Genomic DNA, 25,487 nt, shown 5'->3' on the forward strand with positions numbered 1-25,487 from the left:
CGCCGCGGCAGAGCCGAGACAAGCGCCCGCAATGCGAAGTTGAGAGGAGGCCTATCCTACTGATGGCTCGGAACGACCACCACCTGGAATCTGTATTTTGTAAAAATGTTGTGTTTATTACTACATTTTTCCTTGAGTGATGCCTTGAAAAAAGGTATTTGTAGCTTAACTTGATAAAAGAACAAACATCATGCCTTCGATTACGGTTGAACCCTGCACCTTTGCCTTGTTCGGCGCGTTGGGCGATCTGGCGCTGCGTAAGCTGTTTCCTGCCTTGTACCAACTCGATGCCGCCGGTCTGCTGCACGAGAACACGCGGATTCTGGCCCTGGCCCGTGAGCCGGGCAGCGAGCTGGAGCACCTGGCGAACATCGAAACCGAGTTGCGCAAGTACGTCGGCGACAAGGACATCGATGCCGAGGTTCTCAAGACCTTTCTGGCCCGCCTGAGCTACCTGCATGTGGACTTCCTCAAGGCCGAGGACTACGTGGCCCTGGCCGAGCGCGTCGGCAGCGAACAGCGCCTGATCGCCTACTTCGCCACTCCGGCCGCGGTGTATGGCGCGATCTGCGAGAACCTGTCGAAGGTCGGGCTCAACCAGCACACCCGCGTGGTCCTGGAAAAACCCATCGGCTCGGACCTGGATTCCTCGCGCAAGGTCAACGACGCGGTGGCCCAGTTCTTCCCGGAAAACCGCATCTACCGGATCGACCACTACCTGGGCAAGGAGACGGTGCAGAACCTGATCGCCCTGCGTTTCGCCAACAGCCTGTTCGAAACCCAGTGGAACCAGAATTACATCTCCCACGTGGAAATCACCGTGGCCGAGAAGGTCGGCATCGAAGGCCGCTGGGGCTATTTCGACAAGGCCGGCCAACTGCGGGACATGATCCAGAATCACCTGCTGCAACTGCTCTGCCTGATCGCCATGGACCCACCGGCGGACCTCTCCGCCGACAGCATCCGTGACGAGAAGGTCAAGGTGCTCAAGGCCCTGGCGCCCATCAGCCCGGAAGGCCTGACCACCCAGGTGGTGCGTGGCCAGTACATTGCCGGCCACAGTGAAGGCCAGTCGGTGCCGGGTTACCTGGAGGAAGAAAACTCCAATACCCAGAGCGACACTGAAACCTTCGTCGCCCTGCGTGCCGATATCCGCAACTGGCGCTGGGCCGGGGTGCCGTTCTACCTGCGCACCGGCAAGCGCATGCCGCAGAAGCTGTCGCAGATCGTCATCCACTTCAAGGAACCGTCGCACTACATCTTCGCCCCCGAGCAGCGCCTGCAGATCAGCAACAAGCTGATCATTCGCCTGCAGCCGGACGAAGGTATCTCGCTGCGGGTGATGACCAAGGAACAAGGCCTGGACAAGGGCATGCAACTGCGCAGCGGTCCGTTGCAGCTGAATTTTTCCGATACCTATCGCAGCGCGCGGATCCCCGATGCCTACGAGCGGTTGCTGTTGGAAGTGATGCGCGGCAATCAGAACCTGTTTGTCCGCAAAGATGAAATCGAAGCCGCGTGGAAGTGGTGTGACCAGTTGATTGCCGGGTGGAAGAAATCCGGCGATGCGCCCAAGCCGTATGCGGCCGGGTCCTGGGGGCCGATGAGCTCGATTGCTCTGATCACGCGGGATGGGAGGTCCTGGTATGGCGATATCTGATTTGCAACTGCCGGCGGGTGTAGCCGCCCACGAATTCCGCAGCCCGACGCTGTTGGCTGAAGGCCAGGCACTGAGAGTGGCCGAGCTGCTGCGCGAGGCCATTGCCGCCCGCGGGCAGGCGACCCTGGTGGTGTCTGGTGGTCGCAGCCCGGTGGCGTTTTTCCAGGCCCTGGTGAAACAGGAACTGGACTGGTCCAAGGTGCTGATCACCCTGGCGGACGAGCGTTGGGTGCCGGTGGAGCATGCCGACAGCAATGCTGGCCTGCTCAAGCGTTACCTGCTTCAGGGACCTGTGGCCAAGGCCGGTTTCCTCAGCCTCTACAGCGCCGCGGCCAATCTGGAGGAGGCGGCCCAGCAGGCCGATCGTCTGTTGGCCGAGTTGCCGGGCATCGATGTGCTGGTTCTGGGCATGGGCGATGACGGCCACACCGCGTCGCTGTTTCCCAACAGCCCGAACCTGGCCGAAGCGCTCCAGGCCGACGGCACTCGCCGCTGCTGGCCGATGCTGGCGCCGAGCGTGCCCCATCAGCGCCTGAGCATGAGCCGGGCCTTGCTGGCTTCGGCCCGGCATTCGCTGTTGTCGATTTCCGGTCAGTCCAAGCTGGCCACCCTGAGCGCCGCACTGGCTGGTGACGCTGTCGCCGAGATGCCGATTCGCGCCTTCCTGCAAACCCCGTTAGAGATTTACTGGTGCCCATGAGCCAAGGATCAGCCGCTATGACAAACCTATCCCCGACCGTTTCCATGGCGGACAAAGTTGCCCTGATCGACAGCCTCTGCGCCAAGGCGCGGATCCTGCCGGTGATCACCATCGCCCGGGAGCAGGATGTACTGCCACTGGCCGATGCCCTGGCCGCCGGTGGCCTGACGGCCCTGGAAGTGACCCTGCGTTCGCAGTTCGGCCTCAAGGCGATCCAGATCCTGCGCGAGCAGCGCCCGGAACTGGTGACCGGTGCCGGCACCGTGCTCGATCCGCAGATGCTGGCGGCAGCGGAGGCGGCCGGCTCGCAGTTCATCGTCACCCCGGGGATTACCCGTGACCTGCTGCAAGCCAGCGTGGCCAGCCCGATCCCGCTGTTGCCGGGGATCAGCAACGCCTCCGGAATCATGGAGGGTTATGCCCTGGGTTATCGCCGCTTCAAGCTGTTCCCGGCGGAAGTCAGTGGCGGTGTGGCGGCGATCAAGGCCCTGGGTGGCCCGTTCGGCGAAGTTAAATTCTGCCCGACCGGCGGTGTCGGTCCGGCCAACATCAAGAGCTACATGGCCTTGAAGAATGTGATGTGCGTGGGCGGTAGCTGGATGCTCGATCCCGAGTGGATCAAGAACGGCGACTGGGCACGGATTCAAGAATGCACGGCCGAGGCCCTGGCCCTGCTGGACTGAAGTTTTATCTGATTCGTTGGTGTGTTCTACGGCTTTACGGTGCGCTTGGTCGGTGCACCGTTTTTTTTTGCCTGGCGAAAAGCCCGGTAGCGTTCAATCGCCACGGCCTGCAACGCCGCGCTGCTCGGCTGGCGCGGCTGTTGCTGGGCCGGGGGGCGGTGCTCGCGGCGCTTAGTGGCGAGCCAGTTCGGTCACCGCCTGGATCAGCCGCTGCATGTGCTCAAGGGGTGTCGCCAGCCCCGGCGTGATGCGGATGCAGGGGCCGAACCCTGCGCCGTTGCGGACCACGGTGAACAGGTTGTAGTCCTGCAGCAGGCGATTCACCAGGGCCTGCTGGTCCGAATGCCCGGTGAAGCGCAGGGCGCTGATGGCGCAGCACAGGCGCGGGTCCTGCGGGGTCATGATCTCGACTCCCGGCAGCTCGCGCAGCGCTTCGCTCCAGGTGTGTCGCAGGTAGTTCAGGCGCGCGCCCTTGGTTGCCGCGCCGCCCATGGCCCGGTGTTCCTCGAACACCCGGGGCAGGGTCATCAGCGCAGGAATGTTCGGGGTGCTGTAGGGCGTGCGGGCGCGCACGTCATCACTTGGAAAGTGGAACTCGCCCATGTCCGGGGCGATGTCTTGCAGGCGCTCAGGGTGGATATACAGAAAGCCCAGGCTCAGCGGTGCGCCGATCCATTTATGCAGGTTGAAGCCGGCAAAGGCGATGCCCAGCTCGGTCAGGTCGAAGTCGATCTGGCCCAGGGCATGGGCGCCGTCGAGGATGATATCGACTCCGTGTTCCCGAGCCGCGGCGGCAATCGCCTGGACCGGCATGACCAGGCCGCTGCGATGAGTGACGTAGGTTAGGGGCATCAGTCGGAGCCTTGGATAACGCTGGAACGCATTGGTGTAGGCGCCGACAAGGCTGTCAAAACTGGCAGGGTGCGGGTGGACGATTTCTATCACCTCGACCCCGCGCTGGCGGGCCAGCCAGCGCATGGCGCTTTTGACCGTGTCGTACTCCAGGTCGCTGACCAGGACCTGGTCGCCCGGTTGCAGGCGGTTGTAGTTGCGGATCAGCGACTGCAGGGCGTCGGAGGCGCAGCGGGTCAGGGCCACGGCATTGTCCGGCACCCCCAGCAGTGCCGCCAGCTGGCCGCGGATCTGCAGGGCGTCGAGTTGTTCGAAGCGCTGGCGCACCAGCACCGAGTTGCTGCGGTTCACCCAATGGATGTTGTGCTGGTATTCCTCGGCCACGGTGCGGGTCATGCGCCCGAAATAGCCGTTTTCCAGGTTGATCGGGCCCGGCTCGAGATCGAACTGGCGAGCAATGCCCTGCCAGTGTTGTTCGTCGCGGGCAAGCGTGTCGGCAGTCCTTGGCATGGCGGGCTCTTTCAGTGACGGGGCTTGGGTTTGCCGTGTTTGGCGCGTAGCGGGTCCAGCAGATCGGACAGTCCGTTGTGGTCGATTTCCTGCATCAGGGCCAGCAGGCCACCCAATTCCCCCTTGGGGAAGCCTTCGCGGGCGAACCAGTTCAGGTAGGGGCCGGGCAGGTCGGCGAGGATGCGGCCCTTGTATTTGCCGAAGGGCATTTCCCGGGTGACCAGCAGTTCAAGTGTTTCAGGAGTCATGGGTGGCCTGGCGGTGGTTCGAACGCCTGTGAAAATACAGGCATTCTGCATGCAGGCCAAATGACAGATCATGCAAATAACGCGGATACAGATTTATTCGGATTGATTAAGTCGTTGAAATATAAGTAAAAAATATATGTGAAAAGTCTGGCATGGCGGGTGCAAAGGTTAGTCCAGCAGTTAACTCAGCAGTTGACTCAACTCTCCCAACCCGTAAGGAGCCAGACAATGACTGACTTGAACAAAGAAGCGATTTCGGTACTCAACAGCCTGATCGAGACCAGCAAGGACGGTCAGGAAGGGTTCAAGACCTGTGCCGAGGACATCCAGCATCCGGAGCTCAAGGCGCTGTTCATCAAGCGCTCCGCCGATTGCGCGACTGCCGCTGCCGAACTGCAGTCTGTGGTGCGTTCCATGGGCGGTGACCCGGAAACCTCCACCAGCCTCAGTGGCGACCTGCACCGCCGTTGGGTCGACCTCAAGTCGCTGGTGACCGGCAAGGACGAGGAGGCGGTGCTCAACGAGGCCGAACGCGGTGAAGATCACGCGCTGAAGTCCTACAAGGAAGCCCTGGAGAAAATTGCCAAGCACAACCTGGTGGGCATCCGTGACGTGGTGGAGCGCCAGTACCACGGCGTGCAACGCAATCACGATCAGGTCAAAGTCTTGCGCAACCAGGCCCGTGCCCGTTCGTAAGTGATAAACCTGTCAAAAACGCCAGCCAGTCTGGCGTTTTTTTATGCCCGGGATTTAGTGCTGGACGGGATTTAGTTAGCTAGCTAATAATTAGCTCGCGCCCGCTCGTGGCGATCACGACTATGGTTAATTCATCCCTTCGAGAGTCCCGCTTCGTGCCTATTACCTTGCAGGCGTTGTTTGCTCCCAGCCTTCCTGCGTTGCAGTTCGCGATCAAGACCCTGTTGGGCGGTGGTCTGGCGCTGTGGCTGGCCTTGCGCTGGGGCCTGGAGCAGCCGGCCTGGGCGCTGATGACCGCGTTCATCGTCGCCCAGCCGTTGTCCGGCATGGTGCTGCAAAAGGGATTGGCCCGGCTGCTGGGGACCTTGATCGGTACGCTGATGTCGGTGCTGTTCATGGGCCTGTTCGCCCAGACGCCCTGGCTGTTCCTGCTGGCCCTGGCCCTGTGGCTGGGGCTGTGCACCGCCAGTTCCACGCTGCTGCGCAGTGCCTGGTCGTATTCCTTCGTGCTGGCGGGTTACACCGTGGCGATCATCGCCTTGCCTGCCATCAGCCACCCGTTGACGGTGTTCGATCAGGCCGTGGCCCGTTGCACGGAAATCTCCCTGGGGATCATTTGCGCCACGGCCAGCAGTGCCCTGATCTGGCCGATGCGGGTCGAGCGGCAACTGGCGGATCAGGCTCGCAGCGCCTGGCACAGCGGCATGCAGGCGGCACGCGCGACCCTGGCCGGCGATGCGCTGGCGCGCCAGGGCTTGCTGGAGATACTCGGGCGCATTGTCGCCGTGGATTCCCAGCGGGAGCACGCCTGGTTCGAAGGCCCGATGGGCCGCCAACGAGCGCGGGCCATCAGTGGCCTGAGCCAGAAGCTGCTGATGCTGTTGCGGATTGCCCGCTCGGTACGCCGCCAGTGGAAACAGTTGGACGCCGACGAGGCCCGGCAACTGCAGCCCTTGATGGCGCCGGTGCAGGAGGCCCTGGGCGGCTCCGACAAGCAGGCCTTGCAAGCGTTGCGTCCGCGCCTGCTGGAGGCCTCCCATGATGCCCGGCTCAGCGCGGCGCAGAGCTTTTGTCTGGCACGCCTGGCGCTGCTGCTGGATACCGCTCTGGCGGCAAGCAATGCGCTGGAAGCGGTGCAGCAAGGGCGCGCGCCGCTGGAGCAGCCGGCAACCCTGACGCCCCATCGCGACCTGTCGCTGGCCCTGGTGTTCGGTGCTCGCAGTGCCTTGGCATTCCTGACCGTGGCCAGCTTCTGGCTGGCCACGGCCTGGCCTGCCGCCTCTGGGGCCATGCTCCTGACCTGTGTGGTCTGCAGCCTGTTCGCCAGTCGTGAAAACGGTGCGCAGATCGGCATGAGCTTCATGCGCGGGATCTTCCTGGCGGTTCCGGCGGCGTTCCTGGTGGGGCAGATCCTGCTGCCGCAATGGAGCGGTTTTGCGCTGTTGGCCATGGCCATGGGCGTGCCGCTGTTCTTCGGTGCACTGGGCATGGCCAAGCCGCAGACCGGCGCCACGGCCACCTCGTTCTGCCTGCACTTCATCGTGTTGATCTCGCCGATGAACCACATGAGTTTCGATGTCGCCAGTTTCTTCAATAACGCCCAGGCCATGGTGCTGGGGGTGGGAGCTGCGGTGCTGGCCTTTCACCTGCTGATCCTGCGCAACCCGGCCTGGCATGGCCGGCGGCTGTTGGCGGCGACCCTGAGCGATCTGGTGCGCCTGACCCGGCGTAACCTGCGGGGCGCGGAAAGCTGGTTCGGCGGGCGCATGGCCGACCGTCTGCTGCAACTGGCTCGGCATTACCCGGAGCTGCCGGAACCGGCCCGCAGCCGCTGGGACGATGGTTTGCTGGGCCTGGATATCGGTGACGAGCTGCTGCACCTGCGCCTGAGCCTGGCGGTGGCCCAGGTGCCGGTCAGTGCTGCGCAGCGCGAGTATTTCGAGCAGTTGCAACGGGTTCTGGAACAGGGGCCGGCGGGCCCATGTCAGGAAGCGCTGGCGCAGCCCAGCGCCACCTTGCTCGCCGCCCTGGAGCAACAGCCGCCCAGCGACGCCTTGAAGCTGGCCAAGGGCGCGGTGGTGCAATTGCACAACAGCTGGCGCACTTGGTGCCGGCAGCAGGAGGACAGCCATGGGGCTGCGTGAGTGGTCGTTGGGCGGGGTGTTGCTCAGCCCGTTTCTGATTTATGTGGTGCTGGCCCTGGTGGTCACCGCCGGTCTGCGGGTGCTGGTGCGAGTCACCGGGCTGGGGCGCTGGATCTGGCATGAAGCCCTGTTCGATTGCGCCCTTTACGTGTGCGTCCTGACCCTGATCACGGTGGTCCTGGGACCTTTATAAGGAGTTGATTATGCGTACACCTGTACGTGTCGTAGTGACCTTGTGCCTGGTGGCGGTGGCGATCTTCGCCGGGTATCACCTGTGGCAGTACTACATGCTCACGCCCTGGACCCGGGATGCGCGGATCCGTGCCGATGTGGTGATCGTGGCCCCGGACGTGTCCGGCTGGGTGCGCGAACTCAAGGTGGCGGACAACCAGCAGGTCAAGGCCGGTGATTTGCTGCTGAGCATCGATCGCGAGCGTTTCGAGGCCGCGCTGGAGAAGGCCCAGGCGGTGGTGCAGACCCGCCAGCAGCAACTGAGCCTGCGCGAGCACGAGGCCAGCCGCCGCGCCGCCCTGGGGCCCCAGGCCATCAGTGCCGAACTACGGGAGAACGCCCAGATCAACGCCGGTATCGCCCGCGGCGAATTGCGCCAGGCCCAGGCCGAGGCCAAGGTCGCCGAACTGAACCTGGCCCGCAGCCAGGTGCGCGCACCCCGCGATGGGCACATCACCAATCTGCGTCTGGCCGAAGGCAACTATGTCAACGCCGGGCAGCCGGTGATGGCGCTGATCGATGATTCGACGTTCTACGTGCAGGCCTATTTCGAGGAAACCAAGCTGCCGCGGATCCGCGTCGGCGATCCGGTCAAGGTCTGGCTGATGAGTGCTGGCGATGCCTTGCAGGGGCACGTGCAAAGCATCAGCCGGGGCATTACCGATCGCAACGCCACCCCTGACGGGCAACTGCTGGCGGAAGTCGAACCGACCTTCAACTGGGTGCGTCTGGCCCAGCGGATACCGGTGCGGATCCAGCTCGACAAGGTGCCTGAAGGCATCAGCCTGAGTGCCGGCATGACCGCCAGCGTGCAGGTGGAGGAGGGTAAACGGTAGGAGTCGGCTTGCCGGCGAATCCATCGCCGTCGTCGGCAGCCGGCTCCTGCCGGGAGCGAGGCTCAGCCGATGGTGATGGCCGGCAGGGTCGGCAAGGTCACGGTCTGTTGCTTGCGTGGGGCGAGGATCTCGGCCTCGCCGTCCACCACCAGCTCATCGCGCTGGTTGAACACGCGGGTGGCGATGCGCACGCGGAACTTGGGCAGTTTTTCGAGGATTTCCAGGCGCACGGTCAGGGTGTCGCCGATCCTCACCGGCTTCTGGAAGCTCATCTGCTGGCCGATGTAGATGGTGCCCGGGCCAGGCAGCTCGCAGGCGACGGCGGCGCTGATCAGCGCGCCACTGAACATGCCGTGGGCGATGCGCTCCTTGAACATGGTGGCGGCGGCGAACTCGGGGTCCAGGTGCACCGGGTTGTGGTCGCCGGACATGGCGGCGAACAGCTGGATGTCACGCTCTTCGACCGTCTTGCTGTACTGGGCGGTCTGACCGACTTCCAGGGCTTCGTAAGGGGTGTTGGTAACCTGGGTCATGTTGCTGAAATCCTCTGACAGATAAATGAACGTAGCGACTGTGCCAGCCCTTACTCCGCGCGGGGCGGGCGACGGTGTAGCAGGGCCTGATCGAGCCAGGCCAGGACGTCGTGGGTCACTTGGTCACGGTTGCTTTCGTTGAACAGCTCATGACGCGCTTGCGGGTAGATATTGAGTTGCAGGCACTGGCTGCCGGCCTCGCGCAAGGCGCTGGCCAGATCCTTGAGACGCTTGCCGGCGCTTACTGGATCACATTCACCGCCCATCACCAGCAACGGCAGGCCCGGATCGATCTGTGCCAGGTTGGAAATCTTGCTGATCTGCTGCAGGCCGCCCAGCAGGTCGATCCATAGCTGGTTGCTGCAGCGGTAGCCGCACAAGGGGTCATTCACGTACTTGTCGACTTCTTCCGGGTCGCGGCTGAGCCAGTCGAAGGCGGTGCGATTGGGTTTGAAGGCCTTGTTGAACGAGCCGAAGGACAGCCACTCGATCAGGGCGCTGCGTCCAGTTGCGCCCTGGCGCCAGCGTTCGAAACGGGCGATCAGGCTGGCGATGCGGTACAGGGCCACGGGCTGGAAGTTCGAGCCGCTGAGGATCGCCCCATGCAGGCTGGCGCTGTGGTGCAGCAGGTATGCCTGGGCGATGTAGCTGCCCATGCTGTGGCCCAGCAGCACGATGGGGGTGCCAGGGTGCTGCTGGCCGATGTGCTGGTTGAGGCTGGCCAGGTCGCCGACCACCTTGTTCCAGCCGCCGTGATCCGCGTAGTGGCCGAGCACGCCGTGCTGCGCGGTGTTGCCGTGGCCGCGCTGATCCGGGGCATAGAGGCCATAACCTGCGGCGCACAGGGCCGCCGCCAGCCGGGCATAGCGCCCACTGTGCTCGGCCATGCCGTGGGACAGCAGGATCACCGCCTTGAGCGCAGGCTCGGGCAGCCACTGGTTGACGAAGAGGCGCTGGTGGTCGCTTGTGGTCAACCAGAAGGTGTCGTGGGTCATGGCGATTCCTTTGCTCGAAGACGCTGCACTTTATAGCGCATCAATGCGTGTCCGTCCGATTCGTCGGCCTGTTGGACGCAAGATTCACACAGTTAATGACACACTTGCGCATATTTGCCTGAATCGCCATAGCTGCTAACGTCCGAGGAGCCCCGCCGCTGATAGCGTTACAGTGGCGTCCCGGACCGTTCAGGCAAAAAGAGGACAAGAATAATGCAACCTGATTTCTGGAATGATAAGCGCCCCGCCGGCGTCCCCAACGAGATCGATCTGGGGGCCTACAAGTCGGTGATCGAGGTGTTTGAGCGTTCCTGCAAGAAGTTTGCTGACCGCCCGGCGTTCAGCAATATGGGGGTGACCCTCACCTACGCCGAGCTGGAACGCTACAGCGCGGCTTTCGCCGGTTATCTGCAAAGCCATACCGACCTGGTTCCGGGGGATCGTATCGCGGTGCAGATGCCCAATGTCCTGCAGTACCCGATCGCGGTGTTCGGCGCGCTGCGGGCCGGGCTGGTGGTGGTCAACACCAACCCGCTGTACACCGCGCGGGAGATGCGTCATCAATTCAAGGATTCCGGAGCCCGGGCCCTGGTCTACCTGAACGTGTTCGGGCAGAAGGTTCAGGAAGTGCTGGGCGACACCGACATCCAGTTCCTGATCGAAGCCAAGATGGGCGACATGCTGTCCAGTGCCAAGGGCTGGCTGGTCAATACCGTGGTGGACAAGGTCAAGAAGATGGTGCCGGCCTATCACCTGCCCCAGGCCATTGCCTTCAAGAGTGCCTTGCGCCTCGGGCGTGGCCAGGGGATCAAACCGCTGCAGGTCGGCCTGGAAGATCTTGCCGTGCTGCAGTACACCGGTGGCACCACTGGCCTGGCCAAGGGGGCAATGCTGACCCACGGCAACCTGGTGGCCAACATGCAGCAGGTCCGGGCCTGCCTCGGCCAGCATGGGCCCGATGGCCATACCCAGTGGCGCGAAGGCCAGGAAGTGATGATCGCGCCGCTGCCGCTCTACCACATCTATGCCTTCACCGCGAACTGCATGTGCATGATGGTCACTGGCAACCACAACGTGCTGATCACCAACCCGCGAGACATCGGTGGCTTTATCAAGGAGTTGAAGAAGTGGCGGTTTTCCGCGCTGCTGGGGCTGAACACGCTGTTCGTGGCACTGATGGATCATCCGGAGTTCAAGCACCTGGATTTTTCCAGTCTCAAGCTGACCAACTCCGGTGGCACGGCCCTGGTCAAGGCCACGGCGGAACGCTGGCAGCAGCTCACCGGATGCCGGATCACCGAAGGCTATGGCCTCACCGAAACCTCGCCGGTGGCGTGCACCAACCCTTATGGCGACCGCTCGCGGTTGGGCACGGTCGGTCTGCCGGTGCCGGGCACCACCTTGAAGGTCGTCGATGACCAGGGCAACGAGCAGCCACTGGGCGAGCGCGGCGAGCTGTGCATCAAGGGGCCGCAGGTCATGAAGGGCTACTGGAACAAGGCTGAAGCCACCGCGGAGGTGCTGGACGCCGAAGGCTGGTTCAAGTCCGGGGATATCGCGGTAATCGATCCGGACGGTTTCGTGCGTATTGTCGATCGCAAGAAGGACATGATCATCGTCTCGGGTTTCAACGTGTATCCCAACGAGATCGAAGACGTGGTCATGGCTCACCCCAAGGTCGCCAACTGCGCGGTGATCGGCGTGCCGGACGAGCGTTCCGGCGAGGCGGTGAAGCTGTTTGTGGTGCCCCGTGAAACGGGGGTCAGCCTGGAAGAGCTCAAGGCCTACTGCAAGGAGAATTTCACCGCCTACAAGGTGCCCAAGCACATCGTCCTGCGTGAGTCGCTGCCGATGACGCCCGTGGGCAAGATCCTGCGCCGCGAGTTGCGTGACATCGCCTGATCCTTGAGTTCCTCCCTCGGGGGCCGGTCGGTTGACGCAACGGGCTGGCCCCCGAGTCATTTCAGGGGCGCAAAGCCCCGAGCTAGAGCGGAATTCAAAGTGATAGAATTTTTACTCTAAAAATGACCATTAAATGGTCTTGAGTCACAAGCGTGACTATTCAGGCCTTCTTTGGCTCTAGGCGGCCTTTTTCAAAGCTGCTACTCTCGGCGCGCTTTGTGACTTCTCGGCCTAAGTAAACAGCCAGACTCACCAACAATAGACACCAATAAAAAACACAGACAAATAATAATCGCATCAACTGCGGTGATGAATTCGCGTTGCTGAGGAGTGGGCTTCCATGATCGAAGACTTTTGGAAGGATAAGTACCCAGCTGGAATTGCTGCCGATATCAATCCAGACGAGTATCCGAATATTCAGGCGGTATTGAAACAATCCTGCCAACGTTTCGCTGACAAACCGGCCTTTAGCAACCTTGGCAAGACAATCACCTATGGTGAGTTGTATGAATTGTCCGGTGCCTTCGCCGCGTACCTGCAGCAGCATACCGATTTGCGGCCCGGCGATCGAATCGCTCTGCAACTGCCCAACCTGCTGCAATACCCGATCGCGGTATTTGGTGCGATCCGCGCCGGCCTGATCGTGGTCAACACCAACCCGCTGTACACCGCGCGGGAAATGGAACACCAATTCAATGACTCCGGGGCCAAGGCCCTGGTCTGCCTGGCCAACATGGCCCATCTGGCAGAAAGCGTGGTGCCCAAGACCGGGGTCAAGCATGTGATCGTCACCGAAGTGGCGGATCTGCTGCCGCCACTCAAGCGCCTGCTGATCAACAGCGTGATCAAGTACGTGAAGAAGATGGTGCCGGCCTACCACTTGCCCCAGGCGGTCAAATTCAATGACGCCTTGAGCAAGGGCCGCGGCCAGCCGGTGCAGGAAGCCAATCCCGCTGGCGGCGATGTGGCTGTCTTGCAATACACCGGCGGTACCACCGGCGTGGCCAAGGGCGCGATGCTGACCCACCGCAACCTGGTGGCCAACATGCTGCAGTGCAAGGCGCTGATGGGCTCCAACCTCAATGAAGGCTGCGAGATCCTCATCACCCCGCTGCCGCTGTACCACATCTATGCGTTCACCTTCCATTGCATGGCCATCATGCTCATGGGCAACCACAACATCCTGATCAGCAACCCGCGGGACTTGCCGGCGATGGTCAAGGAACTGTCGAAGTGGAAGTTCAGCGGTTTTGTCGGCCTCAACACCCTGTTCGTGGCTCTGTGCAACAACGAAGCCTTCCGCAAGCTGGATTTCTCTGCGCTGAAAGTCACCTTGTCCGGGGGCATGGCCCTGCAACTGGCGGCCGCCGAGCGTTGGAAGGAAGTGACCAACTGCCCGATCTGCGAAGGCTACGGCATGACCGAAACCAGCCCGGTGGCCACGGTCAACCCGATCCAGAACATCCAGGTCGGCACCATCGGCATTCCGGTGCCTTCGACCCTGTGCCGGGTGGTCAACGACGCCGGCGAAGAGCTGGCGCTGGGCGAGGTCGGCGAGTTGTGCGTGAAGGGCCCGCAAGTGATGAAGGGCTACTGGCAGCGCCAGGACGCCACCGACGAAGTCCTCAGCAGCGAAGGCTGGCTGAAGACCGGTGACATTGCCCTGATCCAGCCGGACGGCTATATCCGCATCGTCGACCGCAAGAAGGACATGATCCTGGTGTCGGGCTTCAACGTTTACCCCAACGAACTGGAAGATGTGCTGGCCTCGCTGCCGGGCGTGCTGCAGTGCGCGGCAATCGGCATACCGGATGAAAAATCCGGCGAGATCATCAAGATCTTCATCGTCGCCAAGCCAGGGGTGAACCTGACCAAGGAGCAGGTGATGGAGCACATGCGCGCCAATGTCACCGGCTACAAGGTGCCCAAGGCCGTGGAGTTCCGCGATGCCCTGCCGACCACCAACGTTGGCAAGATCCTGCGCCGCGAACTGCGTGACGAAGAGTTGAAGAAGCTCGGCGTGAAGAAGTAGGCCGCAGCGTCCAAAAAAAAGCCCCGCCAGTGCGGGGCTTTTTCATGGGCGCGCGCCAGGAGCGGCTTACTGCTGGAACTGGGCAAAGCTCACGCCAGTGCCGGCGGGGCGCACGTCCTTGAGGAAGGAGTCCTTGTCGGCGCTCAGCTCCAGGCTCAGGGCGGCCTTGCGCTTGCCTTGGTTGCGGATCACCAGGCCTTCGAGTTTTTCCCGCAGGAACACCGTCGGCACTTTCAGGTGCAGCAACTGGTCGGTGTCCGGGGTGTGCAGCAGCAGGTGGACCCATTCGTACTGACCGATGGCCAGGCGGGTGACCAGGATATCGAACCACCAGATGTTGCGATTGCGGTTCAGCTCCGCGAAATGGCAGTTGTTGACGCCCAGCACCGCACCGCCCAGTTCCTGGTTTCTGCGGGCGATGGCCTGCTTTTTTGCGGATTTCGGAGCACCGTGACCGGCCGTTTCGGTTGATCGTGACCGGTCATTTCGCTAACGCGTGACCGCTCATTTCGGTAGCAACGTGACCGATTTTCCGCCTGTTCCGAAACAGGTGGTCACGGCTTACCGAAATCGCCGGTCACGACTTAGCGAAAGCCTTCCCCTTCGTTGCGCATGACCTGATGCGCCGCCATCCTCGACCGATTTCGGGAGAGGAAGATGGCGGCGCCGCGAGTAGCCATGCGAAACATCAAAGAATGTCTGCGCCTCAAGTTTGAGGCCGGCTTGTCCCACGAGAAGATTGCCCGTGCCTTGCAGCTGTCCAAGGGCGTGGTTAGCAAGTACATCGCGGCGGCGCGGGTGGCCGGGCTGGACTGGCCGGCGCTGGTGGCCATGGACGAGGCCGCGCTGGCGGCCGCCTTGTTTGCACCGACGTCGACGAACAAGCCGCGCGGTGAGCGAGTGCTGCCCGATGTGCTGAGCATCCACCGCGAGTTGCGACGCAAGGGCGTGACCTTGCAGCTGCTGTGGGAGGAATATCTCGCCGCGCATGCGGGCCAGCCGACCTACCGCTACACCCAGTTCGTCGAGCACTACCGGCGCTACGCCCAGACGCTCAAACGTTCGATGCGTCAGCTGCACCGTGCGGGCGAGAAGCTATTCATCGACTATGCCGGGCCGACGCTGCCGGTGGTCGACCCGGCCACCGGCGAAGTGCGCCGGGCGCACATCTTCGTCGCCGCCCTGGGCGCCTCGAATTACACCTATGCCTGCGCGACGCCAGGCGAAACCCAGGTGGACTGGCTGACCTCGCTGGGCCAGGCTCTGACCTACTTTGGCGGCGTGCCGGAAATGGTTGTGCCGGACAATCCGCGCGCCCTGGTCGCCCAGCCGGATCGCTACGAGCCGGGCCTGAACCGGGCCACGCTGGAGTGCGCGCGTCATTACCAGACGGTGATCCTGCCGGCACGGCCACGCAAGCCTCAGGACAAGGCCAAGGCCGAGGTGGCGGTGCAGGTGGTCGAGCGCTGGATCATGGCGCGGCTGCGCCATCGGCAGTTCTTCAGCCTGCATGCGCTTAACCAGGCCATCGCCGAGCTGCTGGAGGATCTGAATCGGCGCCCGTTCAAGCGGCTCGATGGCTGCCGGCGCGACTGGTTCGAGCGCCTGGATCGCCCGGCCTTGCGAGCGCTGCCGGTGCATCCCTACGAGGTCGCCACCTTCAAGCGCTGCAAGGTCAGCATCGACTACCACATCGAGGTCAATGGCAGCTTCTACAGCGTGCCCTCCGCCCTGGCCCGGCAGAACGTGGACGTGCGACTGACGGCACACACCCTGGAAGTGCTGCATGGCAACCGGCGGGTGGCCAGCCACCTGCTGCTGGGGCGACGCGGCGCTTACAGTACCCAGCGCGAGCACATGCCCGCGGCGCACCAGGCGCATCGCGAATGGACGCCACAACGCCTGCTCGACTGGGGCGCGCGGATCGGCCCCTACACGCGCCAACTGATCGATCACCAACTGACCCACAAGCCGCACCCGGAGATGGGCTACCGCGCCTGCCTCGGCCTGCTCTCGCTGGCCCGGCGCTATGGCAATGCACGCCTGGAAGCCGCTGCCGAACGTGCCGTACACCTGCGCGCCTTCACCGGGCGCAGCGTGCGCAACCTGCTCCAGCAAGGCCTGGATCAACAGCCGCTGCCCCAGCGTGCCGCCGAAACGACCTTACCCGGCGACCACGAGAACGTCCGTGGCGCCGACTACTACCAACCCCCGCAACAGGAGCTGTTCGATGATGCCGCAACACACCCTGAATCAACTGCACCAGCTACGCCTGGACGGCATGGCCCGCGCCCTGGAAGAGCAATGGACGCTGCCGGCCAGCCACAGCCTGAGCTTCGATGAACGCCTCGGCCTACTGCTCGACCGCGAACTGGCCTGGCGTGACAACCAGCGCCTGGTACGGCTGCGCAAGAAGGCCAAGCTCAAGTACGCCAACGCCTGCCTGGAAGATCTCGACCGCCGCACCGGACGCGCCCTGGACGAGCGTCTGATCGCCACCCTGGCCAGTGGCGACTGGATCCGCCAGCAGCACAACCTGCTGCTGACCGGCCCGACCGGTGCCGGCAAAACCTGGCTGGCCTGCGCCCTGGGCAACCAGGCCTGCCGCCAGGGCTATAGCACCCTGTACCTGCGCACCCCGCGCCTGCTGGAACAACTGCGCATCGCTCATGGCGACGGCAGCTTCGGCCGTACCCTGCAACAGCTGGCAAAGGTCGACGTCCTGGTGCTGGACGACTGGGCGCTAGCCCCGCTGGAGGAAGGAGCCCGGCATGACCTGCTGGAGGTGATCGACGACCGCGCTGGCAGCCGCTCCACCATCCTGACGAGCCAACTGCCCATCGAGCACTGGCACGGCTGGATCAACGACCCGACCCTGGCCGATGCCATCCTCGACCGCCTGGTGCACAACGCCTACCGACTGACGATGAAAGGCGAGTCGCTGCGCCGAAAAAAAGCCGAGGAACAAGCCGCATCGTGACCGATGCGATTACAATCCAGAACCCGCGCAACCGGGGTGGAAGCACCGGTCACGTATTAGCGAAACGCTCGGTCACGTTCACCGAAATCCGCAGCTTTTTATCGAGTTTCATAACATTCCTACGGGGATTGGATCTTCAGTGCTTGGCCTGAACAGGTCGAGCATTCTCCCGGGTTGCCCGGCAAACATAAAGCGCAACCTGGCAACGGCGATGAAATGCCCGCCGAAAAAAATTGAAACTCTGCGCGAAAGCCGCGGGTCAACCTTGGGTAACGATGCAACTCACTGTGTTCGATCAATCCATGTTCAACGGAGAAATACCATGAGCAGCGCAGCGGACAAGGCAAAAGGTCTGGCCAACGAAGCCATCGGCAACGTCAAGCAAGGTATCGGCAAGGCCACCGACAACACCAAACTGCAGGTAGAAGGCAAGCTGCAGGAGAAGAAGGGTGAGGCCCAGCAAGCCTTGGGCAAAGCCAAGGATGCGGTGAAGAAAACCATCGACAAAGCCTGAAAACCTCGGGATCGATGATGCACGGCAGCGGCCATCCCAGGATGGCCGTTTTCATGTGCCGGCCCAGGGAAGCGATCAGCCAATCCACGTGTTGTCATGGTTGCGGTTCGCCAACTGAGCTAATTTGTTGTAGAAAACGCCCCCTGAGTCGCTTTCGACTTCAACCTTTTTGCGGCGAAAGGAGACGCTATGATTTTTCCGGACCTCAAAGGTTTGCCCTTGCATCGTGTGCTGATTCGCACGGTGCATGAATTCATCGCGGACGAGATGTCCACTTACGCCTCGGCACTGGCCTACCAGATGCTGTTCTCGCTGTTCCCCTTCATCCTGTTTCTCATCGCCCTGATCGGTTTCTTGCACTTGCCGGACTTTTTCAGCTGGCTGCGCCTGCAATCGGAACTGGTGTTGCCGCCCCAGGCACTGGAGCAGGTCAATCCGGTGATCGACCAATTGCAGCAGTCCAAGGGCGGGCTGCTTTCCGTGGGTATCGTCATCGCGCTGTGGACCGCCTCGGCGGGCGTGCGCCTGATGATGAGCGCGATGAACGCGGCCTACGATGTGGTCGAGGGGCGGCCGATCTGGAAGCGTTTTCCGCTGTCGATCTTCTACACCGTGGGGATCGCCGGCATGCTCCTGGCCGCTGCGGCACTGATGGTGCTGGGGCCGCAGGTGATGACCTGGCTGGCCGGGCAGGTGGGCTTGGAAGCGTTCATCGTCACCTTGTGGACCATCCTGCGCTGGCCGGTGATCGTGCTGCTGATGATGGTGGCCGTGGCGCTGATGTATTACGTGATGCCGGATGTGAAGCAGAAATTCCGCTTTATCACCCCCGGTTCGGTGTTGGCGGTGGTGGTGTGGATCGTCGCGTCCCTGGGGTTCGCCTACTACGTGAAAACCTTTGCTAACTACAACGCCATGTATGGCAGTATCGGCGCGATCATCGTGCTGTTGCTGTACTTCTATATCTCTTCGGCCGTGCTGTTGCTGGGAGCGGAGATGAATGCGGTGATCGAACACATGTCGGCCGAAGGCAAGGACCCTGGCGAAAAGGACTTTGACGGGCTCGGCGATAAACAACACGTTTCTGGACTGGGCCGGGACCACTCGCGCCATCCCACTACTGACGAAGCCTGAACATGATCCGTGAAATCCTCAAGATGGGCGATGAACGCCTGCTGCGTATTGCCCCGCCAGTGCCGCCCGAGATGTTCGACAGTCCGCAGTTGTGGGAGCTGATCGACGATATGTTCCAGACCATGGAAAGTGTCGGTGGTGTGGGGCTGGCGGCGCCGCAGATCGGTGTCGACCTGCAGCTGGTGATCTTCGGCTTCGAGCACAGCGAACGTTACCCGGACGCCGAAGCGGTCCCGCAGACCATCCTCATCAATCCCCTGATCACCCCGCTGAGCCCGGTGCTGGAAGAAGGCTGGGAAGGCTGCCTCTCGGTTCCCGGTCTGCGGGGAGCGGTGCAGCGCTACCAGCATATTCGCTACGAGGGCTTCGATCCCAAGGGCGAGCCGGTGGTGCGCGTGGCGTCGGGCTTTCACGCCCGGGTGGTGCAGCATGAATGCGATCACCTGATCGGTCGGCTGTATCCGTCGCGGATCAGTGATTTCAGCAAATTCGGCTTCACTGAGGTGCTGTTTCCCGATCTCGATCCCAACGCCGACGACTGATCTTGCGGCCCCGGCTCACGGGGTCTGGTCGAAGGCCGGGGCGCCCATGGCCAGCAAAGGCTTGCTGCGTTGGTAGCGGGCCAAGCGCTCGGCCAGGGGCGCCGGCAGGTGGGGGGCACGGGTGAAGCCCATGCGTTGATACAGAGTTTCCAGGTCCGGGTGGCAGAACAGCCAGAGCGGACCTGGCACTGCCTGTCGGGCTTGCCGCACCAACTGCGCCGCCAGCCCCTGGCCACGGAGCGATGGGGCGACGAACAAACCCGTCAGCCAATGCCCCTGAGCCACCGGGGTCAGGCTCATCCCGGCAATGATCTCGCCCTCTCTTATCACCCACAGCTGGCCCTCGGCCGAGGCGCGCATGGACGAACGGTGCTGGCGGTAGAACTTGTTCAGCAAGGGACGAGAGGCCTCGTCGAGCGGGCCGATCTGCAGGCAGGGCATGGTGTTTCCGGGGTTGTGACTGGGCGCGGCGGATTATAGAGGAACCCCGGCTGCCCCTAGGTGCTATACCTGAAGCTTATCCGGCATCAGTGGAGTCGCAGTCATGTCCAAAGGTATGAACGCCAAGAAAAACGCCAAGAAGAAACCGGCCAAGAGCGCGCACGAGAAGCGCGCCGAGAAAAAGGCCAAGAAAACCGAAGTGAACATCTTCGGCCATTGATCGCTTTGACCAAGCCCGCACGGCGGGCCTGGTCTTGTCTGCCCTTGAGCACGCCCCGGGTCTTTCCTGCTCCTCTATGCCAGCTCTAGCGCCAGTGCTTCTCGCACGGTCGGGCGCTGCTCGATTCGTGCCTGGTATTTCAGCAAGGCTGGCCAGGCGGCCAGGTCGATGGCAAACACCGCGGTCCAGCGCAGCACGGTGAACAGGTAGGCATCGGCAACGCTGAACTGTCCACCCTGCAGGTAGTCCTGTCGCTCCAGGATCTGTTCCAGCAGAGCCAAACGCTTAAACAGCTTTTGCCGGAACAGGTCCTTGGCCTGGTCATCCAGCGCTGAATTGAACAGCCAGCCCATGATCCCGTGAACCTCGCTGGTGATGAAGTTCAGGGTTTCCTGCAGCCGTACCCGCTGCCAACTGCCCTGTGGTGCCGCCAGACCGGCCTCGGGCTTGAGGTCGGCGAGGTACTGCAGGATTGCCGGGCCCTCGGTGAGCACTTCACCGTTGTCCAGTTGCAGGGCGGCAACGTAGCCCTTGGGGTTGATGGCGAGGAAATCCTCACCTTCGGCCGTGCGCTTGCTGCGATTGTCGACACGGATCGCTTCGAATGGCAGTTGCAATTCCCGCAGCACGATATGGCAGGCCAGGGAGCAGGCTTGAGGGGCGTAGTAGAGTTTCATCGGCGGCTCTCGAGTGAAGGTTCGAAGCAGTGTCGGCGAGGCTGTGGGCATGGGTAAAATTCATTTTTCAGAAAACTGCCATAAGGATAGCTACTGCCGTGATGAATCTGATGCACTGGCGCCTGCTGGTGGCGATCGCCGAATGCGGCACTATTACCCGTGCCGCCGAGCAAGTGGGGATGACCCAGTCCGGGGCCAGCCAGGCTCTGGCGCAGATGGAGGACATGCTTGGCGTACAGGTGTTCATCCGCGAGCGTCGTCAGGCGCTGCCTACGGCTATCGGCCTGCAGGTGCTGGAGCAGGCGCGGGTGATGCTCGGTGCGCTGGCCCAGGTGCGGCGCCAGGTCGACGCGGCCCGGGGCATGCCCCACGGCAGCCTGCGCCTGGCGGGGTTTCCCATGGTCCTGGCGCAGGTTCTGCCACCCTTGCTGCGACGCTTCAGGCAGTTGCACCCGGGGATCGAGGTGGTGCAGTTGGAGGTCAGCGACGATGAGGTCGAAGCCCTGCTGGAGGCGCAACTGGTGGACCTGGGGGTGGTGCTGAATCCCGCGGCCGGGCGTCGTTCGTGGTTGCTGGGGCTGGACTCGTGGGTGGCGGTATTGCCCCTGGAGCACCCCTGGCGGGCGGCGAGCATCGATCTTGCGAGCTTGCTGGCCCAACCCTTTGTCCTGGCCACTGGCGGTTGCTCGGTGAACGCCCGCAGTCTGGCTGCCGACGCCGGCCTGCCACTGGCGGACGTGCGAGTCGAAGTGCGGGAGTGGAACAGCGCATTCAGTCTGGTGCGTGAAGGGCTGGGGGTGACCCTGGTACCGGAAAGCACCCTGCCGGAGCAGCGCCAGGGGTTGCGGGTGTTGCCGTTGAGTCGGCCCGTCGAGCGTCAGTTTGCCCTGGTAGCGGCACCGGGTCGTGAGAGCAACGGTATGGTTCAGGCGTTCGTGCAGATACTTGAGGGAGGTTAGTCAGAACATTCTTTAATGTCTTGTTGGGTACTTTTTGAGAATGCTTCCAATGATTTTGAAAGTTGTGAAAACCGACTGACTGGTGGCCTTGCATAGGGGGCGCGGCTGTCTATGCTCAGTTGTGAAAAAACCTATGGATTGCGCTGTCCGGTACTGTTTCTCACCCCCTGATGTTTGCCCTTGTACCGGTTGTTTGCACATTGTTTGCCCGAGGGCGGCACCGAAAGCATGAACAAAGACGAGAGTGCGCAACTAGAGGCACCAGAGGTTCAGGAGTAATTAATTAGATGGAGTTTCTTTTCTTTGTTAGGTCGGCCCGTTTATAGGGCATCAAGAAAAGGATGGCTTGATAAGAGCGTTGCAATATGAACTCTCCGATTGAACATCATTGATCACCTGACAATTCCTCTCTCATATTGAAGGGGGGGGGTTGCCGTGTTTTATCGAACGTTGTAGTGGCTCAGTTGAAAGACTAGGAACTTCCGTCAATCAAAAGACAGCGTTGAAGGTGATACAACCATGTTTAACCTACATCACAAGGCTGACCTGCAAGAGATCGAGCGTTTCAATTGTGCGCTGGCCGAGGCCAACGCCAAGCTGGCGGCAATCAGCCGCTCCATGGCGATGATCGAGTTTTCTCCCGATGGCATCGTGCTCGATGCCAACGACAACTTCTGCCAGACCATGGGTTATTCCGCTGAAGAGATACGTGGCAAGCATCACCGGATCTTTTGCGAGGAAGAGTTCTACCGCAGCGAGGAATACGCCAAGCTCTGGCGCGACCTGGGGCGGGGCGAACCGGTCAGCGGCACTTTCCTGCGGCTGAACAAGCGCGGCGAAGAGATCTGGCTCGAAGCCAGCTACATGCCGGTGTTCGATGCCGATCGCCGGGTCAAGAGCGTGATCAAGGTGGCTTCGGACATCTCCGAACGCATCCATGTCGAACATGAAAACCAGAGCCTGCTGAATGCCATCGGCCGTTCCATGGCGATCATCGAGTTCAGTCCGGACGGCAAGATCCTCAAGGCCAACGACAACTTCCTCAAGACTATGCAGTACCCCTTGAATGAAATCCTTGGTCAGCACCACAGCATGTTCTGTCACCGGGCTGAAGCCGAGTCATCGGAGTACAAGCAGTTCTGGGCTTCGTTGAACCGTGGCGAGTATCACTCCCATCGTTTCGAGCGGGAAAACAAGTACGGCCAGACGGTGTTCCTTGAAGCTTCGTACAACCCCCTGTTCGACACCAAGGGCCGCTTGTACAAGGTGGTCAAGTTCGCCAGCGATATCACCCAGCAGATGACCAGCCTGCAGTCCGCCGCCGAATCCGCCCACAGCACCTCGGTACAGAACGACGCCTGCGCCCAGAAGGGCTCGCAGGTGGTGCAGCAGACGGTGCAGATCATCCAGCAGATCTCTCACGACCTGAACGAAGCGGCGCGCAGCATCGATGCCGTGAGCAAGCAGTCGGAGATCATCGGCAGCATCGTCCAGACCATTCGCGGAATCGCCGACCAGACCAACCTGCTGGCGCTCAATGCGGCCATCGAGGCGGCTCGGGCCGGCGAGCACGGGCGAGGCTTTGCGGTGGTGGCCGACGAGGTGCGCAGCCTAGCGGCGCGAACCAGTCAGGCCACGGTGGAAATCGTCGAAGTGGTGCGCAAGAACCACGACCTGTCGATGAGCGCGGTCACCAGCATGCAATCGAGCCTGAGCCGCACCGGCGTCGGGGTCGAACTGGCCAACGAGGCGGGGGAGGTGATCCTGGAAATCCAGCAAGGCTCGCGACATGTGGTGGATGCCATCAGCCAGTTCAACTCGACCTTGCAGTTGCAGTGATCGGGTTGCGTCAGGCACAAAAAAGGGTTCCCGCTGGGAACCCTTTTTCGTCGTGCGCCATTACAGCGAGGCGAGGAATTTCTCGTCGATCGGCTTGGCGCTGGTCTTGGTGTCAGCCTCTTCCTTGGCCAGTTGCATTTTGTCTTTCAGGCGCTGGGCGATTTCCTGGTTGATTGCCAGCTGGCGTTCCGGCGGCAGGTTTTTCAGGTCTTCTTCGGTCAGGCCCATATCCTTGAGGATGTTGTCGCGCAGACGCTGTTCGGGCGTCTTGCTCATGTAGTCCTTGAACTCGCTCAACGCGCTGGATTCGGTGGCGCTATTGGCCTGTGGCGTGCTGGCGGTCGGTGGTGTGGCCTGGAGCAGGACACGGGTCTTGGCGAACGCGGCATTGACGTTGTCGTCCACGGTATTGCCTTGCAGGCTGGACTGGGACGTCGGCACGGTGACGGAGTTCTGGGCCTGTTGCAGCATGCCGCTGTACAGCGCGCTGGCGGCTGCAGTGGTCGGGTCCATATCGGTGCGCGAGGTGGGCTGCACCGAAACGGATTTCTGGGCGTTGACCAACATGATCGGGAACCTGTGTGAGAGAACTAGGCGAGTATTCCAGCAAGATCCATGCCTAATAAAATCACCCTTTAATATCAATGGATTGACGCCATCGAGTGCTGCCGGGCGGTCCGCGGGCGGACAAGTCTTGCCGCTTTCTGGCAAGCGCCGCCCGGGTTTGCCGAGGGCCGCGCTCAGTAGGTGATGGGTATGCCGAAGTCCTCCTGGAAGGCATCGTCCACCGGCTCATAACCGAGGACCCGCGTGGTTTCGCTGAGGTCCAGGCGCTTGAAGCGATTGTTGGAGATACCGTGGCCGATGAAGTGCTGCACCCCGGGGGCTTCCACGGCCCGTTGCAGCAGTTGCAGGGCGTCTCGGGGGCTGAGCCAGGCGCTGAGGTCGCGGGTGCTGGTCAGCTCATGATGCTCGGGGAACTCGAAGGCGCCGATGCGCAGGGCAATGCAGGACAGCCCGCGTCTGGCGGCATAGAAGGCGCACAGCGCCTCGCCATAGCACTTGCTGACCCCATACAGGTTGGCCGGCATCACCGGCATGTTCGCCGTGATCTGTCGATCCACCGGGTAGCCTTCCATGGTCTGGGCGCTGCTGGCGAACACCAGGCGCCGGCAGCCGGCGTTAACGGCGGCCTCGAACAGGTAGGTGGTGGCGAGGATATTGTTGGGCAGCAGTTGCTCGAAACTGGCGCTGGCATGGGGGATGCCGGCCAGGTGGACGACGACGTCGATGCCCGGCAGGAGACGGCCGATGGTCTGCGGGTCGTCAAGATCCAGGCGCACGAAGCGGTGGGGCGCCGGGATCTCGAAGTCCGGTTCGACGCGGTCGGTCAGGGTGAAGCGGTAGCGCTCCTGCGAGCCCTGGAAGAATACCTTGCCGATCCGGCCACAGGCGCCGGTCAGCAATACATTGAGTCCATCCATGTCCAATCTCCGGTGGCCAGGTAAGGGCGTGGCTCAGGCTAGGGGGTGCCATTGCGTCCGTGCAGGCGAAAGCCCGGACGCAGGCTGAGGCGTTCGTAGTAGGCCTCTATGGCGGGGAAATCAGGGTGCTCCATGGGCGTCATCTTCCAGCGGTTGACCGAGAGCCCGAGGACGATGTCCGCCAGGCTCGGCTGCTCCCCGAGGACATAGGCTCCGGAGCGCTGCAGCTGTTGTTCGAGTATCGCCATCTTGGCGTTCCAGGCCCGCAGGCTGGCGTCGATGCGCCGAGAGTCCTGGTAGTCCGCATGCTGGCGCACCAGGCCCATGAAGGCGTAGCTCCAGGCCGGGTTGAGTTCGCAGGCCTGCCAGTCCATCCACTGTTCCACCAGGGCCCGGGCCCGTGGAGCGATCGGCAACAGGCCGCTGCCGGGATGCAGGTTGGCCAGGTAGCGGCAGATGCTGTTGGACTCCCACAGGGCGCCGGCGGCATCGATCAGCACCGGAACCTGGGCATTGGGGTTGAGGGCGAGGAACTCGGGAGTGTGGGTCGATTGGAAGCCGCTGCCCCAATCTTCCTGTTGGTAGGAAAGGCCAAGCTCCTCGCAGGTCCACAAGACTTTTCTGACGTTGATGGACGAGGCTTTGCCGAGAATTCTGTAGGGGGTTCCCATGATG

At 62.2% G+C, this 25,487-nt stretch carries 25 protein-coding genes and 2 pseudogenes; 17 read left to right on the forward strand and 10 right to left on the reverse strand.

All coding sequences use genetic code 11. The features are described from left to right. The first annotated feature begins 190 nt into the window (after positions 1 to 190). From zwf to BLV47_RS06820, 3 genes are read left to right on the forward strand one after another with little or no spacing between them, the layout of a single operon-like run. Positions 191 to 1,660, forward strand: a complete 1,470-nt coding sequence (zwf, locus tag BLV47_RS06810; protein WP_092311382.1) for a glucose-6-phosphate dehydrogenase — start codon at positions 191 to 193, stop codon at positions 1,658 to 1,660. Further along, positions 1,647 to 2,360, forward strand: coding sequence for a 6-phosphogluconolactonase (gene pgl, locus BLV47_RS06815; RefSeq protein ID WP_092311385.1), 714 nt, complete (start codon positions 1,647 to 1,649; stop codon positions 2,358 to 2,360). Before zwf ends, pgl begins: the two co-directional genes overlap by 14 nt. Before the next feature lie 17 nt (positions 2,361 to 2,377). Further along, positions 2,378 to 3,043, forward strand: a complete 666-nt coding sequence (locus tag BLV47_RS06820; RefSeq protein WP_060844418.1) for a bifunctional 4-hydroxy-2-oxoglutarate aldolase/2-dehydro-3-deoxy-phosphogluconate aldolase — start codon at positions 2,378 to 2,380, stop codon at positions 3,041 to 3,043. Between the two features lie 171 nt (positions 3,044 to 3,214). On the opposite strand, the gene BLV47_RS06825 is transcribed toward BLV47_RS06820, so the two are convergent. Continuing rightward, positions 3,215 to 4,405 carry an aminotransferase class V-fold PLP-dependent enzyme gene (locus BLV47_RS06825; RefSeq protein WP_092311388.1) on the reverse strand — a complete coding sequence of 397 codons (1,191 nt, stop codon included), beginning with the start codon at positions 4,403 to 4,405 and terminating at the stop codon, positions 3,215 to 3,217. Positions 4,406 to 4,416: 11 nt separating this feature from the next. Next, positions 4,417 to 4,653 carry a DUF3820 family protein gene (locus BLV47_RS06830; RefSeq protein ID WP_015636734.1) on the reverse strand — a complete coding sequence of 79 codons (237 nt, stop codon included), beginning with the start codon at positions 4,651 to 4,653 and terminating at the stop codon, positions 4,417 to 4,419. A 228-nt stretch (positions 4,654 to 4,881) separates the two neighbouring features. On the opposite strand from BLV47_RS06830, the gene BLV47_RS06835 reads away from it, so the two are divergent. The 4 genes from BLV47_RS06835 to BLV47_RS06850 all read left to right on the forward strand — a co-directional run bounded on the left by BLV47_RS06835 (position 4,882) and on the right by BLV47_RS06850 (position 8,560). Next, positions 4,882 to 5,349 carry a ferritin-like domain-containing protein gene (locus tag BLV47_RS06835; RefSeq protein WP_092311391.1) on the forward strand — a complete coding sequence of 156 codons (468 nt, stop codon included), beginning with the start codon at positions 4,882 to 4,884 and terminating at the stop codon, positions 5,347 to 5,349. A gap of 155 nt (positions 5,350 to 5,504) precedes the next feature. Next, positions 5,505 to 7,493, forward strand: a complete 1,989-nt coding sequence (locus BLV47_RS06840; protein ID WP_092311394.1) for an FUSC family protein — start codon at positions 5,505 to 5,507, stop codon at positions 7,491 to 7,493. Then, positions 7,480 to 7,686, forward strand: coding sequence for a DUF1656 domain-containing protein (locus BLV47_RS06845; RefSeq protein WP_092311397.1), 207 nt, complete (start codon positions 7,480 to 7,482; stop codon positions 7,684 to 7,686). Before BLV47_RS06840 ends, BLV47_RS06845 begins: the two co-directional genes overlap by 14 nt. A 10-nt stretch (positions 7,687 to 7,696) precedes the next feature. Beyond that, entirely contained in the window at positions 7,697 to 8,560 is an 864-nt protein-coding gene (locus BLV47_RS06850) for an efflux RND transporter periplasmic adaptor subunit (RefSeq protein WP_092311400.1), read from the forward strand. A gap of 62 nt (positions 8,561 to 8,622) precedes the next feature. Here BLV47_RS06850 and BLV47_RS06855 read toward each other — a convergent pair whose 3' ends face one another. Beyond that, positions 8,623 to 9,093 (reverse strand): MaoC family dehydratase, encoded by a 471-nt coding sequence (locus BLV47_RS06855; RefSeq protein ID WP_092311403.1) that lies wholly within the window; start codon positions 9,091 to 9,093, stop codon positions 8,623 to 8,625. Positions 9,094 to 9,143: 50 nt separating this feature from the next. Continuing rightward, entirely contained in the window at positions 9,144 to 10,088 is a 945-nt protein-coding gene (locus BLV47_RS06860) for an alpha/beta hydrolase (RefSeq protein WP_092311406.1), read from the reverse strand. A 213-nt stretch (positions 10,089 to 10,301) separates the two neighbouring features. On the opposite strand from BLV47_RS06860, the gene fadD2 reads away from it, so the two are divergent. Beyond that, a complete protein-coding gene (gene fadD2, locus BLV47_RS06865; protein WP_092311409.1) occupies positions 10,302 to 11,990 on the forward strand; it encodes a long-chain-fatty-acid--CoA ligase FadD2 in 1,689 nt (562 codons plus the stop codon). A gap of 340 nt (positions 11,991 to 12,330) precedes the next feature. Then, on the forward strand, positions 12,331 to 14,022 hold the full coding sequence (fadD1, locus tag BLV47_RS06870; RefSeq protein ID WP_092311412.1) for a long-chain-fatty-acid--CoA ligase FadD1: 1,692 nt from the start codon (positions 12,331 to 12,333) through the stop codon (positions 14,020 to 14,022). Positions 14,023 to 14,088: 66 nt separating this feature from the next. Here the strand turns inward: fadD1 and BLV47_RS06875 are convergent, their stop codons facing one another. After that, a complete protein-coding gene (locus BLV47_RS06875; protein WP_092311415.1) occupies positions 14,089 to 14,442 on the reverse strand; it encodes a hypothetical protein in 354 nt (117 codons plus the stop codon). Between the two features lie 237 nt (positions 14,443 to 14,679). Here BLV47_RS06875 and istA point away from each other — a divergent pair, with 237 nt between their 5' ends. From istA to def, 5 genes are all read left to right on the forward strand, one after another. After that, positions 14,680 to 16,365, forward strand: coding sequence for an IS21 family transposase (gene istA / locus BLV47_RS06880; protein ID WP_062838241.1), 1,686 nt, complete (start codon positions 14,680 to 14,682; stop codon positions 16,363 to 16,365). Beyond that, a complete protein-coding gene (gene istB, locus BLV47_RS06885; RefSeq protein WP_062838242.1) occupies positions 16,253 to 17,002 on the forward strand; it encodes an IS21-like element IS1474 family helper ATPase IstB in 750 nt (249 codons plus the stop codon). Before istA ends, istB begins: the two co-directional genes overlap by 113 nt. Positions 17,003 to 17,324: 322 nt before the next feature. Further along, positions 17,325 to 17,516, forward strand: coding sequence for a CsbD family protein (locus BLV47_RS06890; RefSeq protein ID WP_092311418.1), 192 nt, complete (start codon positions 17,325 to 17,327; stop codon positions 17,514 to 17,516). A 189-nt stretch (positions 17,517 to 17,705) separates the two neighbouring features. Continuing rightward, complete coding sequence (locus BLV47_RS06895) at positions 17,706 to 18,650, forward strand: YihY/virulence factor BrkB family protein (protein WP_092311421.1); 945 nt, start codon at positions 17,706 to 17,708, stop codon at positions 18,648 to 18,650. Positions 18,651 to 18,652: 2 nt separating this feature from the next. Further along, the gene (def, locus tag BLV47_RS06900; RefSeq protein ID WP_047305712.1) at positions 18,653 to 19,192 is read left to right on the forward strand and encodes a peptide deformylase; all 540 of its coding nucleotides are present in this window, start codon (positions 18,653 to 18,655) and stop codon (positions 19,190 to 19,192) included. A gap of 15 nt (positions 19,193 to 19,207) precedes the next feature. On the opposite strand, the gene BLV47_RS06905 is transcribed toward def, so the two are convergent. Both BLV47_RS06905 and gstA read right to left on the reverse strand, forming a co-directional pair. Then, on the reverse strand, positions 19,208 to 19,633 hold the full coding sequence (locus tag BLV47_RS06905; RefSeq protein ID WP_092311424.1) for a GNAT family N-acetyltransferase: 426 nt from the start codon (positions 19,631 to 19,633) through the stop codon (positions 19,208 to 19,210). Between the two features lie 294 nt (positions 19,634 to 19,927). Next, positions 19,928 to 20,530, reverse strand: coding sequence for a glutathione transferase GstA (gstA, locus tag BLV47_RS06910; protein ID WP_092311427.1), 603 nt, complete (start codon positions 20,528 to 20,530; stop codon positions 19,928 to 19,930). 98 nt (positions 20,531 to 20,628) lie between these two features. Here gstA and BLV47_RS06915 point away from each other — a divergent pair, with 98 nt between their 5' ends. From BLV47_RS06915 to BLV47_RS36930, 3 genes and pseudogenes are all read left to right on the forward strand, one after another. Next, on the forward strand, positions 20,629 to 21,489 hold the full coding sequence (locus tag BLV47_RS06915) for a LysR family transcriptional regulator (RefSeq protein ID WP_092311430.1): 861 nt from the start codon (positions 20,629 to 20,631) through the stop codon (positions 21,487 to 21,489). Between the two features lie 519 nt (positions 21,490 to 22,008). Further along, positions 22,009 to 22,776, forward strand: a pseudogene (locus BLV47_RS36925) (PAS domain-containing protein); the annotation flags it as partial. Positions 22,777 to 22,899: 123 nt separating this feature from the next. Continuing rightward, positions 22,900 to 23,328: pseudogene (locus BLV47_RS36930) on the forward strand (methyl-accepting chemotaxis protein); the annotation flags it as partial. A 60-nt stretch (positions 23,329 to 23,388) separates the two neighbouring features. Here the strand turns inward: BLV47_RS36930 and BLV47_RS06925 are convergent. From BLV47_RS06925 to BLV47_RS06935, 3 genes are all read right to left on the reverse strand, one after another. After that, the gene (locus BLV47_RS06925) at positions 23,389 to 23,895 is read right to left on the reverse strand and encodes a hypothetical protein (protein ID WP_092311437.1); all 507 of its coding nucleotides are present in this window, start codon (positions 23,893 to 23,895) and stop codon (positions 23,389 to 23,391) included. 173 nt (positions 23,896 to 24,068) lie between these two features. Further along, positions 24,069 to 24,812, reverse strand: coding sequence for an NAD-dependent epimerase/dehydratase family protein (locus BLV47_RS06930; RefSeq protein WP_092311440.1), 744 nt, complete (start codon positions 24,810 to 24,812; stop codon positions 24,069 to 24,071). A gap of 38 nt (positions 24,813 to 24,850) precedes the next feature. Next, the gene (locus BLV47_RS06935) at positions 24,851 to 25,483 is read right to left on the reverse strand and encodes a glutathione S-transferase family protein (RefSeq protein WP_092311443.1); all 633 of its coding nucleotides are present in this window, start codon (positions 25,481 to 25,483) and stop codon (positions 24,851 to 24,853) included. Positions 25,484 to 25,487: the final 4 nt, after the last annotated feature.

The sequence above is a fragment of the Pseudomonas saponiphila genome, from assembly GCF_900105185.1.
In the GTDB taxonomy this organism is placed as follows: Bacteria; Pseudomonadota; Gammaproteobacteria; order Pseudomonadales; family Pseudomonadaceae; genus Aquipseudomonas; species Aquipseudomonas saponiphila.

Excerpts from the sequence above, each read along its gene's own strand:
- zwf (WP_092311382.1), top strand. The coding sequence starts at position 191 with ATGCCTTCGATTACGGTTGAACCCTGCACCTTTGCCTTGTTCGGCGCG.
- pgl (WP_092311385.1), top strand. The coding sequence starts at position 1,647 with ATGGCGATATCTGATTTGCAACTGCCGGCGGGTGTAGCCGCCCACGAA.
- BLV47_RS06820 (WP_060844418.1), top strand. The coding sequence starts at position 2,378 with ATGACAAACCTATCCCCGACCGTTTCCATGGCGGACAAAGTTGCCCTG.
- BLV47_RS06825 (WP_092311388.1), bottom strand. The coding sequence starts at position 4,405 with ATGCCAAGGACTGCCGACACGCTTGCCCGCGACGAACAACACTGGCAG.
- BLV47_RS06830 (WP_015636734.1), bottom strand. The coding sequence starts at position 4,653 with ATGACTCCTGAAACACTTGAACTGCTGGTCACCCGGGAAATGCCCTTC.
- BLV47_RS06835 (WP_092311391.1), top strand. The coding sequence starts at position 4,882 with ATGACTGACTTGAACAAAGAAGCGATTTCGGTACTCAACAGCCTGATC.
- BLV47_RS06845 (WP_092311397.1), top strand. The coding sequence starts at position 7,480 with ATGGGGCTGCGTGAGTGGTCGTTGGGCGGGGTGTTGCTCAGCCCGTTT.
- BLV47_RS06850 (WP_092311400.1), top strand. The coding sequence starts at position 7,697 with ATGCGTACACCTGTACGTGTCGTAGTGACCTTGTGCCTGGTGGCGGTG.
- BLV47_RS06855 (WP_092311403.1), bottom strand. The coding sequence starts at position 9,093 with ATGACCCAGGTTACCAACACCCCTTACGAAGCCCTGGAAGTCGGTCAG.
- BLV47_RS06860 (WP_092311406.1), bottom strand. The coding sequence starts at position 10,088 with ATGACCCACGACACCTTCTGGTTGACCACAAGCGACCACCAGCGCCTC.
- fadD2 (WP_092311409.1), top strand. The coding sequence starts at position 10,302 with ATGCAACCTGATTTCTGGAATGATAAGCGCCCCGCCGGCGTCCCCAAC.
- fadD1 (WP_092311412.1), top strand. The coding sequence starts at position 12,331 with ATGATCGAAGACTTTTGGAAGGATAAGTACCCAGCTGGAATTGCTGCC.
- istA (WP_062838241.1), top strand. The coding sequence starts at position 14,680 with ATGGCGGCGCCGCGAGTAGCCATGCGAAACATCAAAGAATGTCTGCGC.
- istB (WP_062838242.1), top strand. The coding sequence starts at position 16,253 with ATGATGCCGCAACACACCCTGAATCAACTGCACCAGCTACGCCTGGAC.
- BLV47_RS06890 (WP_092311418.1), top strand. The coding sequence starts at position 17,325 with ATGAGCAGCGCAGCGGACAAGGCAAAAGGTCTGGCCAACGAAGCCATC.
- BLV47_RS06895 (WP_092311421.1), top strand. The coding sequence starts at position 17,706 with ATGATTTTTCCGGACCTCAAAGGTTTGCCCTTGCATCGTGTGCTGATT.
- def (WP_047305712.1), top strand. The coding sequence starts at position 18,653 with ATGATCCGTGAAATCCTCAAGATGGGCGATGAACGCCTGCTGCGTATT.
- BLV47_RS06905 (WP_092311424.1), bottom strand. The coding sequence starts at position 19,633 with ATGCCCTGCCTGCAGATCGGCCCGCTCGACGAGGCCTCTCGTCCCTTG.
- gstA (WP_092311427.1), bottom strand. The coding sequence starts at position 20,530 with ATGAAACTCTACTACGCCCCTCAAGCCTGCTCCCTGGCCTGCCATATC.
- BLV47_RS06925 (WP_092311437.1), bottom strand. The coding sequence starts at position 23,895 with ATGTTGGTCAACGCCCAGAAATCCGTTTCGGTGCAGCCCACCTCGCGC.
- BLV47_RS06930 (WP_092311440.1), bottom strand. The coding sequence starts at position 24,812 with ATGGATGGACTCAATGTATTGCTGACCGGCGCCTGTGGCCGGATCGGC.
- BLV47_RS06935 (WP_092311443.1), bottom strand. The coding sequence starts at position 25,483 with ATGGGAACCCCCTACAGAATTCTCGGCAAAGCCTCGTCCATCAACGTC.